Below are 15,616 nucleotides of genomic sequence, written 5' to 3'. Positions count from 1 at the left end.
GTTCATGGGATCCCCGTTCGGCGGGCCCGATGTGGTTCGTACCGGGCAGTAACTTGCGGTTGGGGATCTTGTACGGGGTGGAGGCGGCGACGGCAAGTAGGGGTCGGAGCCGGGGGACGGGGTGGGATCTTCACCCGTCCGGGTGGTTGTCGGGGCGCGTGCCCAGGTGTGGCGGGGGCGCGGGGGGTGAGTCTCCGGCGTGGAGTGGACGTCTCGCGGAGCTGGGGAGGGACTCGAAAGGGGACCCCCGCACGTATCCTGGAGGCCGTCCCGGCGGGTTCCCGGCCTGTTCCGGGGCACTGGAACCCCTCGCCCTTCCGACCTGAAAGCGGCCCGCCATGCGCGTCTACGTCCCCCTGACCCTCTCCGGTCTCGCCGAGGCGTACAGGACGGGTGAGCTGGGTGCCGGGCCCTTCGTCGCGTACGCGGTGACACCCGGGCTGCGCGAGTGGTACCTCTCCGACGACATCGAGGAACTTGAGTACGCGGCGCTGAGCCGGGCGGCGCTGGCCTCCCTGCGGTTGATCGCGGCCGATCCGGACGCGGTGCGGCGGCGGGTCGTGCTCGCCGTGGACGTGCCGGACGGCAAGGCGGTGGCCGACCCGGACCGCGGACTGGAGCCCGGCGCGCTGGGCGAGGTGCGGGTCGACGGGGCCGTGGCGCTGGCCAGGGCGGCGGCCGTCCATGTGGACGCCGGGGACGCGGAGGCCGATGTCTCCGCCGCGGCGGACGCGCTGGGGGCCGCGGACCAGGGGGACGACGATGCCCGGTTCGTGGTGGACGGGGCCGAGGACCATGAGCTGCTGTGGTTCGCCACGCAGGAGATTCCCCAGTTGGTGGGCGCGGGGGAGTAGGCGGGGCGGCTGGTCCGATCCGGGCCGGTCCGATCCAGTTCGGGCCGATCCAGTCCAGTCCTGGCCGATCCGGTCCAGTCCGGGGCAATCCAGGCCGGGGCAATCCGATCCGGTCCAGTCCGGGCCGTCCAGTCCCGGGCCGGTCTCGGGCGGTTTGCGTCCGGTGCGTCTTGCGTGTTCCCCCCGAGGGCCGCGCTGAGCTGGGGTTTTCCTTGGCGCCGGTGGCGTTGTCAGTGGCGGGGGGTACTTTTTCGGCATGGGGATGCACACAGGGGCCCACATCGTCTGGGACTGGAACGGCACGCTGTTCCATGACAACGAGGCGATCATCGGGGCGACGAACGCGGCCTTCGCCGAACTGGGGCTGGCGCCGATCACGCTGGAGCAGTACCGGGAGCTGTACTGCGTGCCGGTGCCGAAGTTCTACGAGCGGCTGCTGGGGAGACTGCCGACCGAGGCCGAGTGGGAGGTCATGGACGGGATCTTCCACCGGTACTACACCGAGCACCGGGTCATGTGCGCGCTGACCGACGGGGCGGCGGAGCTGCTGGCCGGGTGGCGGTCGGCGGGGCGCAGCCAGTCGATCCTGAGCATGTACGGGCACGCGGAACTGGTGCCGCTGGTACAGGGGTTCGGGATCGCGGACCAGTTCATACGGGTGGACGGGCGGACCGGGCCCTCCGGAGGCAGCAAGGCGGAGTACATGGTGCGGCATCTCGCGGCGCTGGCCGATGTGGTGCCGGGGCGCACGGTGGTGATCGGGGACGCGGCGGACGACGCGGTGGCGGCACGGCACGCGGGGGTGCGGGCCGTGCTCTACACCGGGGGGTCGCACAGCAGAGCGAGCCTGGAGGTGACGGGCGTGCCGGTGGTGGACACGCTGGCGGAGGCCGTCGCGGAGGCGGAGCGGCTCGCGGCCTAGGGTCTGTCGTTCGGCTCAGCCCCCCCGGGCTGGGCACACCGCGCGGCGCGGGCTCCGTTCAGCGCGCTGACGACCGACCTTGGTCAGCGCGCTGACGACCGGACCCTGTTCAGCTCGTCGGCGGCCGGGCCCTGTTCAGCTTGCCGGGGACTTCGCGCGGAGCACCTTCAGGAACTCCCGCATCCAGGCCGGGTGGTCGGGCCAGGCGCGGGAGGAGACGAGGGTGCCGTCCACGACCGCCTCGGTGTCCTGGAAAGTGGCGCCGGCGGACTGCATGTCGATCTCCAGCGCGGGGTACGCGGTGACGCGGCGGCCTCGGAGACCGTCGATCGCGGCGGTGATCAGAGGACCGTGGCAGATCTGCGCGACCGGCTTGTCGGCGTCGAAGAACGACTTGAGGATCTTGCGGAGTTCGGGGTCGTTGCGGAGGTACTCGGGGGCGCGGCCTCCCGGGATGACGACGGCGACGTACTGGCCGGGGTCGACCTCGGAGAACGCGAGATCGGCGGGCCAGGTGTAGCCGGGCTTCTCGGTGTAGGTGTCGAAGCCGGGTTCGAAGTCATGGACGACGAACTGGAGCTTCTTGCGGGCGGGGGCGGCGATGTGGACGTCGTAGCCCTCTTCCAGGAGACGTTGGTAGGGGTAGAGCACTTCGAGGGACTCCGCGGCGTCGCCGGTGAGGATGAGGACCTTGGGGGACATGGGGGGCTCCTATGGATCGGCCTTCGGGTCAAGCGTTCGATCAGGTGCGGGAAGCGGCTCGGCCGACCTGGCCGGTTCGACGGTCTCGGTCGGTGCGGTCGGTGCGGTCGGTGCGGGCGGTGCGGGCGGTGCGGTCGGGCTGCCCAGCTCGGTCGGTGTGGTCGGCGGCGTGGCTGGTTCGGTCGGCTCGGTCGGCTCGGTCGGTGCGGTCGGGGGTGGGCAGATCGGTGGGTCTTGTCGAGAACGTGCCGGGCGGCGCCGGACTTGCCAAGGGGACGCGCCGATTTCCGGGCACGGGGTGTGTTCCGCTCCCCGCCGGGGGAGGCGCTCCGGTCCTGGGCGGGAGGTGTCGCTCAGGCCCCCGGAGGGGGGCGTGCTCCGGTCCCGGGCGGCCGGTGTGTTCGGGCGGAGGCGGCGGGTGTCGGGGCCGGCGGGTGGCTGGATCGGAGCGCTGGGGGCGGGGCTGTGGCGAGAGTCACGCGGCCACCCCTCCGCTACTCCATTCGCCGTACCCCGCCCACGTCCGGACCCCTTCCCACCCCCCATTTCTGTGCAGAACGTCAAACTTCGAGGCCCGGTTTTGTACACATACGGCTCATGACGGGGGGCCGGTGAGGGGAGATAGCCTGGGTGGCGTGATCAGCGCGATAGTTCGCGGGGGCCTCGGTGCCCCGGCTCCGCGCCCGGGGCACACGGAGGACATCCGTGGCCGGGTGGCGGTCGCTGGTCCTCGCGGGCGCTCCGGAGCGCCCGGCACTTCCCCGGCCGTGCCGTCGCGCAGAGCGGCGTCACCTCCTTCGGGACATCCTTCGGGCGCGTCGGGAATGGCCGATATCCCTCCGCCCATCTCCCCTCGCGGCATAGCGTCGGAACAGACCGGACACCCCGCGTCTCGGCGTGACCCCATGAGGGCGGAGACCGTACTTCCTTCTACGTCACGCAACGGCGCGCGACAGGAGCCAGAGGACAATGCAGACCAAGCTGGACGAAGCCAAGGCCGAGCTGCTCGAACGGGCCGCCCGGGTAGCTGAGAACAGCCCGGTCGGGGGGTATCTACCGACTGGGACGACGGACAGCGGCATTCCCGACCGGGACGCCGCGCTCGCGTTCCTCCAGCGCTACTACCTGCACACCGCCCCGGAGGACCTCACCGGCCGCGACCCGGTCGACATCTTCGGAGCCGCCTACTCACACTGCCGACTGGCCGAAAACCGCCCGCAGGGCACGGCCAGCGTGCGGGTGCACACCCCGACCGTGGAGGAGAACGGGTGGACGTGCAGCCACTCGGTCGTGGAGGTCGTCACCGACGACATGCCCTTCCTCGTCGACTCCGTCACCAATGAACTGACGCGGCAGGGACGCGGCATCCATGTCGTCATCCACCCGCAGATCGTCGTACGGCGCGATGTCACCGGAAAGCTCATCGAGGTGCTGCCCGGCCCGCCCGTCGGCGACCTCCCGCACGACACGCACATCGAGTCCTGGATCCATGTCGAGACGGACCGGGAGACCGACCGCGCCGACCTCAAGCAGATCACCGCCGACCTGCTGCGCGTCCTGTCCGATGTGCGCGAGACCGTCGAGGACTGGGGCAAGATGCGCGACGCCGCCGTGCGGCTCGCCGAGGGACTGCCCGAGGAGGCGGTGCCCGCCGACGTCAGCGCGCACGAGGCCGAGGAGGCCCGCGAACTGCTGCGCTGGCTCGCCGCCGACCACTTCACCTTCCTCGGCTACCGCGAGTACGAACTGCGCGACGACGACTCCCTCGCCGCCGTTCCCGGCACCGGCCTCGGCATCCTGCGCGCCGACCCGCACCACGCCGCCGACGAGGCGCACCCCGTCAGCCCCTCCTTCGAGCGGCTGCCCGCCGACGCCCGCGCCAAGGCCCGCGAACACAAGCTGCTCGTCCTCACCAAGGCCAACAGCCGCGCCACTGTCCACCGGCCCTCCTACCTCGACTACATCGGGGTCAAGAAGTTCGACCAGGACGGGAACGTCGTGGGGGAACGCAGGTTCCTCGGGCTGTTCTCGTCCGCCGCGTACACCGAGTCCGTGCGGCGTGTGCCGGTCATCCGGCGCAAGGTCGCGGAGGTCCTCAAGCGGGCCGGGTTCTCGCCCAACAGCCACGACGGGCGCGATCTGCTCCAGATCATGGAGACCTACCCGCGCGACGAGCTGTTCCAGACGCCGATCGACGAGTTGCAGTCCATCGTCACCTCGGTGCTCTACCTCCAGGAGCGGCGCAGGCTGCGGCTCTATCTGCGCCAGGACGAGTACGGGCGCTACTACTCCGCCCTGGTCTACCTGCCCCGCGACCGCTACACCACCGGCGTGCGGCTGCGGATCATCGATATCCTCAAGGAGGAGCTGGGCGGTACCAGCGTCGACTTCACCGCCTGGAACACCGAGTCGATCCTCTCCCGGCTGCACTTCGTCGTCCGGGTCCCGCAGGGCACCGAGCTGCCGGAACTGTCCGACGCCGACAAGGACCGGATCGAGGCCCGCCTCGTGGAGGCGGCCCGCTCGTGGGCGGACGGCTTCGCGGAGGCGCTCAACGCCGAGGTCGGCGAGGAGCGCGCCGCCGAGATGCTGCGCAAGTACGGCAACTCGTTCCCCGAGGGCTTCAAGGCCGACCACACCCCGCGCTCGGCCGTCGCCGACCTGCTGCACGTGGAGCGGCTGACCGAGGAGCACAACTTCGCGCTCAGCCTCTACGAGCCGGTGGGCGCCGCCCCCGACGAGCGCCGCTTCAAGATCTACCGCAAGGGCGACGCGATCTCCCTGTCCGCCGTGCTGCCGGTGCTCAACCGGCTCGGCGTCGAGGTCGTGGACGAACGGCCGTACGAGCTGCGCTGCGCCGACCGCAGCGTGGCCTGGATCTACGACTTCGGGCTGCGGATGCCGAAGTTCAAGAACGGCGACTTCCTCGGCGACGACACCCGGGAGCGGATCCAGGAGGCGTTCGCCGCGACCTGGACCGGCAAGGCCGAGAACGACGGCTTCAACGCGCTGGTGCTCAGCGCCGGGCTGAGCTGGCGGCAGGCCATGGTGCTGCGGGCGTACGCGAAGTACCTGCGTCAGGCCGGTTCCACCTTCAGCCAGGACTACATGGAGGACACCCTCCGCAACAACGTCCACACCACCCGCCTCCTCGTCTCCCTCTTCGAGGCGCGGATGTCCCCGGACCGCCAGCGCGCCGGGCACGAGATCGTGGACGCCCTCCTCGAAGAGCTGGACGCGGCGCTCGACCAGGTGGCCAGCCTGGACGAGGACCGCATCCTGCGCGCCTTCCTCACGGTCATCAAGGCGACCCTGCGCACCAACTTCTTCCAGGACGCCGTCGGCGGCCGGCCGCACGACTACGTCTCCATGAAGCTCGACCCGCAGGCCATCCCGGACCTGCCCGAGCCGCGCCCCGCGTTCGAGATCTGGGTGTACTCCCCGCGCGTCGAGGGTGTGCATCTGCGGTTCGGCAAGGTCGCGCGCGGCGGGCTGCGCTGGTCGGACCGGCGTGAGGACTTCCGTACGGAGATCCTCGGCCTGGTGAAGGCGCAGATGGTGAAGAACACCGTCATCGTGCCGGTCGGCGCCAAGGGCGGCTTCGTCGCCAAGCAGCTGCCCGACCCCTCCGCGGACCGGGACGCCTGGCTGGCCGAGGGCATCGCCAGCTACAAGACCTTCATCTCGGCGCTGCTCGACATCACCGACAACATGGTGGCCGGCGAGGTCGTGCCGCCCGCCGACGTCGTCCGGCACGACGAGGACGACACCTACCTCGTGGTCGCCGCCGACAAGGGCACCGCGACCTTCTCCGACATCGCCAACGAGGTCGCCGGGAGCTACCAGTTCTGGCTCGGGGACGCCTTCGCCTCCGGCGGCTCGGCCGGCTACGACCACAAGGGCATGGGCATCACCGCGCGCGGCGCCTGGGAGTCCGTCAAGCGGCACTTCCGCGAGCTGGGCGTGGACACCCAGACCGAGGACTTCACGGTCGTCGGCATCGGTGACATGTCCGGAGACGTCTTCGGCAACGGCATGCTGCTCAGCGAGCACATCCGCCTCGTCGCCGCCTTCGACCACCGGCACATCTTCATCGACCCCAAGCCCGACGCGGCGACCTCCTACGCCGAGCGCCGCAGGCTGTTCGAGCTGCCGCGCTCCAGCTGGCAGGAGTACAACACCGACCTGCTGTCGACGGGCGGCGGGATCTTCCCGCGCAGTGCCAAGGCGATCCCGATCAACGCGCACATCCGCGAGGCTCTCGGCATCGAGGAGAAGATCACCAAGGTCACCCCGGCCGACCTGATGCGCGCGATCCTGAAGGCGCCGGTCGACCTGCTGTGGAACGGCGGCATCGGTACGTACGTCAAGGCGTCCACCGAGTCCAACGCCGACGCCGGCGACAAGGCCAACGACGCCATCCGCGTCGACGGCGAGCAGTTGCGGGTCCGGGTGGTCGGCGAGGGCGGCAACCTGGGGCTCACCCAGCTCGGCCGGATCGAGTTCGCCCGGCAGGGCGGGAAGATCAACACCGACGCCATCGACAACAGCGCGGGCGTGGACACCTCCGACCACGAAGTGAACATCAAGATCCTGCTCAACAGCCTGGTCACCGACGGCGACATGACCGTCAAGCAGCGCAACAAGCTGCTCGCCGAGATGACCGACGAGGTCGGCCGGCTCGTCCTGCGCAACAACTACGCGCAGAACACCGCCATCGCCAACGCCCTCGCCCAGTCCAAGGACATGCTCAACGCCCAGCAGCGGTTCATCCGCACCCTGGTGCGCGAGGGCCACCTCGACCGGGCGCTGGAGTTCCTGCCGACCGACCGCCAGATCCGCGAGCGGCTCGGCTCCGGACAGGGCCTGAGCAGCCCGGAGACGGCCGTGCTGCTGGCGTACACGAAGATCACGGTCGCCGATGAGCTGATGCACACCTCGCTGCCCGACGACCCGTATCTGCGCGGACTGCTCTACGCGTACTTCCCGAGCGCTCTGCGCGAGAAGTTCCCCGAGCACATCGACAGCCACCCGCTGCGCCGCGAGATCACCACGACGGTGCTGGTCAACGACACGGTCAACACCGGTGGTACGACGTATCTGCACCGGATGCGCGAGGAGACCGGGGCCTCGCTGGAAGAGGTCGTGCGGGCGCAGACCGCCGCGCGCGCGATCTTCCGTTCCGCCCCGGTGTGGGACGGCGTGGAGGAACTGGACAACAAGGTCGACGCCGGCCTTCAGACCAGGATCCGGCTGCACTCGCGCCGGCTGGTCGAGCGCGGCACGCGCTGGCTGCTCAACAACCGGCCGCAGCCGCTGGAGCTGTCCGAGACCGTCGAGTTCTTCGGCGAGCGCGTCGAGCAGGTGTGGCAGCAGTTGCCGAAGCTGCTGCGCGGCGCGGACCTGGAGTGGTGGCAGCAGATCCACGACGAGCTGACCTCCGCCGGGGTCACGGACGAACTCGCCACCCGGGTGGCCGGATTCTCCTCCGCCTTCCCGGCGCTGGACATCGTGTCGGTGGCCGACCGCACGGGCAAGGAGCCGCTGGACGTCGCCGAGGTGTACTACGACCTCGCCGACCGGCTGCGGATCACCCGGCTCATGGACCGGATCAGTGAGCTGCCCCGCGCGGACCGCTGGCAGTCCATGGCCCGTGCCGCGATCCGGGAGGACCTGTACGCCGCCCACGCGGCCGTCGCCGCGGACGTCCTCGCGGTGGGCAACGGCTCCTCGACACCCGAACAGCGTTTCGCCCTCTGGGAGGAGAAGAACGGGGCGATCCTCGCGCGGGCGCGGGCGACGCTGGAGGAGATCCAGAGTTCCGACACGTTCGATCTGGCCAATCTTTCGGTGGCCATGCGGACGATGAGGACGCTGCTGCGGACGCATTCGTAGGCGGACGACGGTCGGGGCGGTCGTAGGCGTACGGCGGTCAGGGCGGTCGTAGGCGTACGGCGGTCAGGGCGGGTCGTGTTGGTACGGCGGTCGTGGCGGTCGTGGTGGTACGACGGTCAGGGCGGTCGTGGCGGTCGTGGTGGTACGACGGTCAGGGCGGTCGTGGCGGTCGTGGTGGTACGACGGTCAGGGCGCCCCGGGCTTTGTGGCTCGGGGCGCCTTCGTCTTGCGTGGGGCGGGGGCGTCAGGAGGGCTGGGGGACCTTGGGGTCCTCGGTCGCTTTCGGGTCCTCCGTCGGCTTCGGCTCCTGCGTCGGCTTCGGCCTGGGCTTCGCCTTGGTCCGCGACCGGGGTTTCGGCGAGGGGTCGCCGGTGAACGCCTCGTACTCCTTCATCACGTCGGCCGTCGGGCCGTCCATGAGCAGTTCGCCGCGTTCCAGCCACAGGACACGGTCGCAGGTGTCGCGGATGGACTTGTTGTTGTGGCTGACGAGGAACACGGTGCCCGCGTGCCGGCGCAGTTCGCGGATGCGGGCCTCGGAGCGCTTCTGGAAGGAGCGGTCGCCGGTGGCGAGGGCCTCGTCGATCATCAGGACGTCGTGGTCCTTGGCGGCGGCGATGGAGAAGCGGAGCCGGGCCGCCATACCGGAGGAATAGGTGCGCATCGGGAGGGTGATGAAGTCGCCCTTCTCGTTGATGCCGGAGAAGTCCACGATCTCCTGGTAGCGGTCCCGGATCTGCTCGCGGGACATGCCCATGGCGAGGCCGCCGAGGTGGACGTTGCGCTCGCCGGTGAGGTCGTTCATCATCGCGGCGTTCACGCCCAGCAGCGAGGGCTGGCCGTTGGTGTAGATCCTGCCGTTCTCCGTGGGGAGGAGCCCCGCGACTGCCTTGAGCAGGGTGGACTTGCCCGAGCCGTTGGTGCCGATCAGGCCGATGGCCTCGCCCTTGTACGCGACGAAGGAGACGTTGCGCACGGCGTGCACGGTCCGGGTGCCGGACGCCTTCTCGGTCTTCTTGCGGCGCAGGATGCGGTTGAGCGCGGCGGTGGCGGTGCCGCGGCCGGAGCCGGTGCCGTTGACGCGGTAGACGATGTCGACGCCGTCGGCGATGACGGTGGGGGTGGGGGTGTCGTGGGGGACGGGGTCCGGGGTGGGGGTGGGGTCAGCCACGGCCGTAGGTCTCCTCAGCCTTCCAGAAGTAGATGAAGCCGCCGACTCCGGCGAGCAGGGCCCAGCCGGTCGCCAGGGCCCATACGTGCGGGGGCAACTGGCTCGCGTGGAAGCTGTCGATCAGGGCGAAGCGCATCAGGTCGATGTAGAGGGCGGCCGGGTTGGCCTGGAGGACGGTGCCGATCCAGGACGGCAGGCTGTCGTGCCGCGCGATGAGGTGGTCGATGCTCCACATCACGCCGGAGACGTACATCCAGGTGCGCAGCACGAACGGCATGAGTTGGGCGATGTCGGGGGTCTTCGCGCCGACCCGCGCCATGATCATGGAGACACCGGCGTTGAAGGTGAACTGAAGCACCAGGGCCGGGATCGCCAGCACCCAGGACAGGGCGGGCGGCACGCCGAAGGCCAGCAGGATCACGAGCAGCGCCGCCATGGAGAAGAGCAGTTGCTGGAGTTGCTGGAGGCAGAACGAGATCGGCAGTGAGGCGCGCGGGAAGTGCAGGGCGCGGACGAGGCCGAGGTTGCCGGAGATGGCGCGGGTGCCGGCGAGGATCGAACTCTGGGTGAACGTCCAGATGAACACGCCGGTGACGAGGAAGGGGACGTAGTCCGGGACTCCGCGCTTGGTCTGGAGCAGGATGCCGAATACGAAGTAGTACACCGCCGCGTTGAGCAGCGGGGTCATGACCTGCCAGACCTGGCCCAGCCTCGCCTGGCTGTACTGGGCGGTCAGCTTGGCGGTGGAGAAGGCCCCGATGAAGTGGCGGCGGTCCCACAGTCTGCGGAGGTACTGGGGGAGCGTGGGGCGGGCGCCGCTGACCGTGAGGCCGTGTCGGGCGGCCAGCGCCGCGAGGTCGCGCTGGGTGGGAGGTGGCGCGGTGGCCGTGTCCGCTCGGGTGGTCGCGGGCGGTGTGTGGAGGGCCTGACTCACATCCGCTGCTTTCGCTCGGGGCTCGGGGGCGTGGGGCGGGGGCTGGGGGCTGGGGGGGGAAGGCGATGAGGGCGAGGAGGGGGCGAGGGGGGCTCGGGATTCGGCGACTCGGCGACTCGGCGGCTTGGTGGCTGTGAGGGGGCTGCGGTCTCCTTGCGCGTCCCGTCACTCGTCTTTGCGTGGTCCCGTGGTCCCCGTCGCATCTCGTCGGAGGGTCTTGTCGCGTCTCGTCATGCCTTGTCGTGCCGTGTCGCGCCTCGGCGTGTTCTCTTGCGTCGGGACGGGACCGTATCGTCGTAACGTGAGCGTAGGGCCAAGCGGCGTCGGAACGCAACCGTATCGTCGTGACGGCCTATGCTGGGGCGCATGACCACCAACGCCGACGGGCCACAGAAGCCGCCGCGCCGCCGGGCCCCGGCGGGTGCGGCCGTGCTGCGTGAGGACGTGACGGAGGCGATCCGGGGGGCCGTCTTCGAGGAACTGGCGAGCGTCGGCTACGCCCGGATGTCGATCGAGGGGATCGCCCGGCGGGCGGGGGTCGGCAAGACGGCGGTGTACCGGCGGTGGCGGTCCAAGCTGCATCTGGTGCTGGACGTGGTGTCGGCGATCGCGGTCCAGGGGCTGCCCGCGCCGGACACCGGGTCGCTGGAGGGGGATCTGCGGCTGCTGTACGAGGTGACGTCCAGGGCGTTGCGGCATCCTGTCGCCTCGCAGATCATCCCCGACCTTCAGGCCGAGGCCGCGCGTAATCCGGAGATCGCGGAGGCCATGCAGAAGGCGGTGCGGGAGGGGCAGGAAGGGGTGGCCCGCGCGATCATCGAGTCGGCGGAGGCGCGGGGTGAGGTGCGGAGCGGGGTTTCCGGTGAGCGGCTTGAGCTGGCGCTCGATCTGATCTCGGGGCCGTTGTACTGGCGGGCCGTGGTGATTCGTAGCGCGAAGTTGCCGAAGGGGTATTTGGGGGCGCTGAGTCGGGCCACGGCGGCGGGGTTGAGGGCGTTGTGAGGTGTGAGGTGTGAGGGGTTGGGGGTTGGGGGTTTGGGGTGGGGCTGTGAAGGGGCGGGTGCGGGCTTGTTGTGGCTGGTCGCGCAGTTCCCCGCGCCCCTTTGGGGGGTTGTGGGGCTGTTGGCTGGGTTGCTGGGGGGAGCTGGCCTGTTGGTGCTGTGCTGTGCTGTGCTGTGTCAGGGGTGGGGCGTTGCCGGGTGGTGTCTCAGCCAGCCCTCCCAGGCTGAGGTGATCATGGACTGGACGTCGTGCCTGGCCTTCCAGTGCAGTTCCTCGGCGGCGCGGTCCGCGGCGGCGACGACCCGGGCGGGGTCGCCGGGGCGGCGGGGTGTGACGGTGGGGGTGACGCGGTGGCCGGTGACGGCGGTGATCCGGTCGATCATCTCCCGGACCGAGACCCCCTCGCCGCGGCCGATGTTGAGGGTCAGGGCGCGGCCGGGGGCGGTCGTCAGCGCGCGGGCCGCCGCCACATGGGCCTCCGCCAGATCGGCCGCATGGATGTAGTCCCGGACGCAGGTGCCGTCGGGGGTCGGGTAGTCGTCGCCGAAGATGCGCGGCGGCGCGCCCTGTGTGAGCTTCTCGAAGACCATCGGGACGAGATTGAAGACGCCCGTGTCCGCCAGGTCGGGACTTGCCGCGCCGGCCACGTTGAAGTAGCGCAGCGACGCCGTCGACAGGCCCGTCGCCCGGCCCGTGGCGCGCACCAGCCACTCGCCCGCCAGCTTGGTCTCGCCGTACGGCGACAGCGGGGCGCAGGGTGTCTCCTCCGTCACCAGGTCGGTGCCGGTGGACGGCATCCCGTAGACCGACGCGGACGACGAGAACACGAACGACGTCACCCCGGCCGCCGTGACCGCCTCCAGCAGGACGCGCAGGCCCTCGACGTTCTCCCGGTAGTAGTGCAGCGGCATGTCCACGGACTCGCCGACCTGCTTCTTCCCCGCCAGATGCACGACCCCGGTGATCCCGTGCCCGGCGAGCACCTTGCTCAGCCGCACCCCGTCCAGCACCGTGCCCACCTCCAGCGGCACGTCCCGCGGCACCCGGTCGGCGATCCCGGTGGACAGGTCGTCGTACACCACGGCCCGTTCGCCCGCCTCGGTCAGCGCGCGGACCACGTGCGCCCCGATGTATCCGGCGCCGCCGGTGATCAGCCAGGTCATGTGCCGTCGTTCCCCTCGTTCCTGTGTGCTCGGCCCACAGTGAAGCACCCGGTCGACCCGCGCGTACCCAGGACGTGGCGGGGAGTGGTCCGTCGGGCCACGCCGAGGTCGTGGATCAGCGTCCCTGTGCGGCTGGATCCCCCGCGGTCAGTCGTTCTCCAGGTGGGCCGCCGCCGCGTCCAGCCGTTCCGTCAGGTGCACCACCCGGGTCCGCAGTTCCTCGATCTCCGCGAGGTCGCAGTCCGTCGCGGCGGCGATCCGGCGCGGCACCTCCAGCGCCCGCTCGCGCAGGGCCCGGCCCTGCTCCGTCAGGCCCACCTCCACCGACCGCTCGTCGCGCGTGCTGCGCCTGCGGGACACCAGGCCCGCCGTCTCCAGCCGCTTGAGCAGCGGGGAGAGCGTGCCGGAGTCGAGGCGCAGATGCTCGCCGAGTTGCTTCACGGGCAGATCGCCGCGCTCCCAGAGGACCAGCATGACCAGGTACTGGGGGTAGGTCAGGCCGAGATCCTTGAGGATCACCCGGTACAGGCCGTTGAACGCGCGTGAGGCGGCGTGCAGCGAGAAGCAGATCTGGTGGTCGAGGCGGAGCCAGTCCTGCTCCGCCGGGTCCGTGCGGGGGGCTGCGGTCGGCGTCATGCCCCCAGAGTACCTCCGTGCCCTCAATTCAGTTGTGCACAATTTAATTGTGTGCTTCAATTCTTCTTGTTCGACCGCTTCAGCACTTCGAAGGGATGGGCTCACCATGGACGCGCTCTACACCGCCGTCGCCACCGCCACCCACGGCCGCGAGGGCCGTGCCGTCAGCTCCGACGGCACGATCGACCTCGAACTCGCCCCGCCCGTCGAACTGGGCGGCAGCGGCGCGGGCACCAACCCCGAGCAGCTCTTCGCCGCCGGGTACGCCGCCTGTTTCGGCAGCGCCCTCGGTGTGGTCGGCCGCCGGGCCAAGGTCGACGTCACCGACGCCGCCGTCACCGCCGAGGTCGGCATCGGCAAGGAGGGCGAGGGCTTCGCGCTCGCCGTGACCCTGCGCGTCGAACTCCCCGACTCGGTCGACGCGGAGACCGGCCGCAAGCTCGTCGAGACCGCCCACCAGGTCTGCCCCTACTCCAACGCCACCCGCGGCAACATCCCGGTCGAACTCGTCATCGAGTAGCCGCCGGACGGGCGCGCGGGTGCGCCGGCCCAGGTCGGCCGACCCGCGCCAGCACCTCGCCCGTCCGCTCGCTCCACGTCACCACCACCGCCCCCTGCGGCACCTCCCGCTGGCGCGTCAGCAGCACCCAGCGCACCTCGTACCGGCGCACGACGGCGGCGCGCTCGGCGCCGGTCGAGCCGGGGGAGAGGTAGGCCCGGACATCCGCCAGCCGGCGCCGCCGCTCCCCCTCGTCCACCGCCGGGTCGGCCACGGCGGGCGCGACGACGTCCAGCCCGTGCCCCGCCAGCCCGTGCACGGTGTCCCGCCCCTCGGCGAGCACCACCTCACCCCGCCCCACATGCTGAGCGGCCCAGGCGTACGACGGCCCGCCCGGCGGCTGCGGGAAGCCCACCGGGTCCCACGCCCGCGGCACCACCGCCCCGGCCTGCGCCCCCAGCAGCCCCGCGCCCACCCCGGCCGCCGCCACCGCCCCCAGCAGCCGCCGCCCGGCCGACCAGGGGCGCGGCGCCGCCAACTCCACCGCCGCCGCGCACTGCAACGGGGCCAGGGCCAGGGCGACCAACCCGCCGACCGCCGGCCCCCGGCCCACTTGCCCACCGACCGACCAGCCGTACGCCATCACCGCCACCACCGCCATCACGGCCACCAGCACCGCTCCCACCGCCCCCGCCATCAGCACCAGCGGATCCCGCCACCCGTCCCGCCGCACCCGCAGCCACAGCGCGGGAAGCCCTGCCGACAGCGCCAGCCAGCACGCCCCGAGGGGCACGGCCGGGACTCCGCCCTCGCCGAGCGCGCCGAACGGGACGTAGTACGGCCAACTCCATGCCACCGCCCCCGCCGTGAGCGCCGTCAGCCCCCAGCGTCCCGCCACGGCCGCCCGCACCCGGCCCCGGACCGAGCCCGCCCGCCGCTCCACCGTCCCCCGCCCCGACCCGCGCCGCCGTCCCTGCCCGCGCTCCCGTCCCCGCCCTCGTCCCCGCCCCCGTCTGCTTGCGATCAGTGCCGCCGCCCCGGCCGCCGCGCCCACGGCCACCACCGGGTCGACCAGCAGGACCACCCCGTACAGCGCGCCCAGCAGCACATGACCCACCGGGCTCGGCAGTCCGCTCGGGCCGACGAACCGCACCTGCCCGGGCCGCCCGTCCGGTCCGGCGTCCCGGGCCCGCGTGCCCGTCAGCGCCCAGGCCCACAGCGTCAGCCCGAGGGCGCAGACCGTCGGAGCGCCGAGGCCGCTCGTCAGTGGCAGCAGGCCCAGGGAGCCGGTGCCGGGCAGCGGCCGGGTGCCCCACAGCAGGGTCAGCGCGGCCAGCGCCAGGACCGGCGCCCACGGGCGGGGACCGAGCATGCGGACGAAACGGCCGAGCCCGGTCAGCAGCACCAGCAGGTTGACCGGCCCCGAGAGCCGTACGACCTCCCAGCCGCCCAGTCCGGTCAGCCGGGCCGCCACCGCCTGCGCGAACGCGTACGGGGAGTAGAGCGGGCTGCCCGCGCCCGGCAGATCGGCCACGGGGTGGCGCGGATCGACCAGATCCGCCGTGAGGCGCTCCACGACCGCCGCGTCCAGCCCGGCGTCGCAGCACAGCGGCACCCGCCAGTACGCCAGCGACACCACCAGCCAGAACAGGAAGCCGAAGACCTGGTACGGCGTCGGACGCCGGACCCCTCCACCGCGCAGGGCGGTCGCACCGCGCACGGAACGGCCGGCGAGGACCGGCGCGTTCACCGGGCAGCCGACCCGCACGACGGGGCCCGCGTCCTCCATGTGATCGGCCGGACCCATGTGATCGGCCGGGTCCGCGTGATCGGCCGGG

General features: G+C 71.4%; 11 protein-coding genes. 5 read left to right on the top strand and 6 right to left on the bottom strand.

Going from position 1 to position 15,616, the window contains the following annotated elements; genetic code table 11:
- Positions 1-338 precede the first annotated feature (338 nt).
- Both ACIQNG_RS07600 and ACIQNG_RS07595 read left to right on the top strand, forming a co-directional pair.
- Positions 339-854, top strand: coding sequence for a DUF6912 family protein (locus ACIQNG_RS07600; protein WP_401483013.1), 516 nt, complete (start codon positions 339-341; stop codon positions 852-854).
- Between the two features lie 256 nt (positions 855-1,110).
- Positions 1,111-1,776 (top strand): HAD family hydrolase, encoded by a 666-nt coding sequence (locus ACIQNG_RS07595; RefSeq protein ID WP_401483012.1) that lies wholly within the window; start codon positions 1,111-1,113, stop codon positions 1,774-1,776.
- Between the two features lie 135 nt (positions 1,777-1,911).
- On the opposite strand, the gene ACIQNG_RS07590 is transcribed toward ACIQNG_RS07595, so the two are convergent.
- Entirely contained in the window at positions 1,912-2,478 is a 567-nt protein-coding gene (locus ACIQNG_RS07590) for a DJ-1/PfpI family protein (protein WP_401483011.1), read from the bottom strand.
- Positions 2,479-3,447: 969 nt separating this feature from the next.
- Here ACIQNG_RS07590 and ACIQNG_RS07585 point away from each other — a divergent pair.
- Positions 3,448-8,373, top strand: coding sequence for an NAD-glutamate dehydrogenase (locus tag ACIQNG_RS07585; RefSeq protein WP_401483010.1), 4,926 nt, complete (start codon positions 3,448-3,450; stop codon positions 8,371-8,373).
- Between the two features lie 244 nt (positions 8,374-8,617).
- On the opposite strand, the gene ACIQNG_RS07580 is transcribed toward ACIQNG_RS07585, so the two are convergent.
- Entirely contained in the window at positions 8,618-9,544 is a 927-nt protein-coding gene (locus tag ACIQNG_RS07580) for an ATP-binding cassette domain-containing protein (protein ID WP_401483009.1), read from the bottom strand.
- Positions 9,537-10,478 carry an ABC transporter permease gene (locus ACIQNG_RS07575; protein WP_401483008.1) on the bottom strand — a complete coding sequence of 314 codons (942 nt, stop codon included), beginning with the start codon at positions 10,476-10,478 and terminating at the stop codon, positions 9,537-9,539. The genes ACIQNG_RS07580 and ACIQNG_RS07575 overlap by 8 nt, the downstream gene beginning before the upstream one ends.
- A gap of 366 nt (positions 10,479-10,844) precedes the next feature.
- On the opposite strand from ACIQNG_RS07575, the gene ACIQNG_RS07570 reads away from it, so the two are divergent.
- The gene (locus ACIQNG_RS07570; RefSeq protein WP_401439106.1) at positions 10,845-11,480 is read left to right on the top strand and encodes a TetR/AcrR family transcriptional regulator; all 636 of its coding nucleotides are present in this window, start codon (positions 10,845-10,847) and stop codon (positions 11,478-11,480) included.
- Between the two features lie 176 nt (positions 11,481-11,656).
- Here ACIQNG_RS07570 and galE read toward each other — a convergent pair whose 3' ends face one another.
- Complete coding sequence (gene galE, locus ACIQNG_RS07565; RefSeq protein WP_401483007.1) at positions 11,657-12,643, bottom strand: UDP-glucose 4-epimerase GalE; 987 nt, start codon at positions 12,641-12,643, stop codon at positions 11,657-11,659.
- A 147-nt stretch (positions 12,644-12,790) separates the two neighbouring features.
- Complete coding sequence (locus ACIQNG_RS07560) at positions 12,791-13,279, bottom strand: MarR family winged helix-turn-helix transcriptional regulator (protein WP_401483006.1); 489 nt, start codon at positions 13,277-13,279, stop codon at positions 12,791-12,793.
- Positions 13,280-13,385: 106 nt separating this feature from the next.
- Here ACIQNG_RS07560 and ACIQNG_RS07555 point away from each other — a divergent pair, with 106 nt between their 5' ends.
- Positions 13,386-13,799, top strand: a complete 414-nt coding sequence (locus ACIQNG_RS07555; protein ID WP_401483005.1) for an organic hydroperoxide resistance protein — start codon at positions 13,386-13,388, stop codon at positions 13,797-13,799.
- Here the strand turns inward: ACIQNG_RS07555 and ACIQNG_RS07550 are convergent.
- Complete coding sequence (locus tag ACIQNG_RS07550; RefSeq protein WP_401483079.1) at positions 13,789-15,528, bottom strand: hypothetical protein; 1,740 nt, start codon at positions 15,526-15,528, stop codon at positions 13,789-13,791. The genes ACIQNG_RS07555 and ACIQNG_RS07550 overlap by 11 nt on opposite strands.
- Between the last annotated feature and the right edge of the window lie 88 nt (positions 15,529-15,616).

This window comes from Streptomyces sp. NPDC091377 (assembly GCF_044757045.1).
Lineage (GTDB): Bacteria > Actinomycetota > Actinomycetes > Streptomycetales > Streptomycetaceae > Streptomyces.
This window is presented reverse-complemented; position numbering and strand designations above follow the sequence as displayed.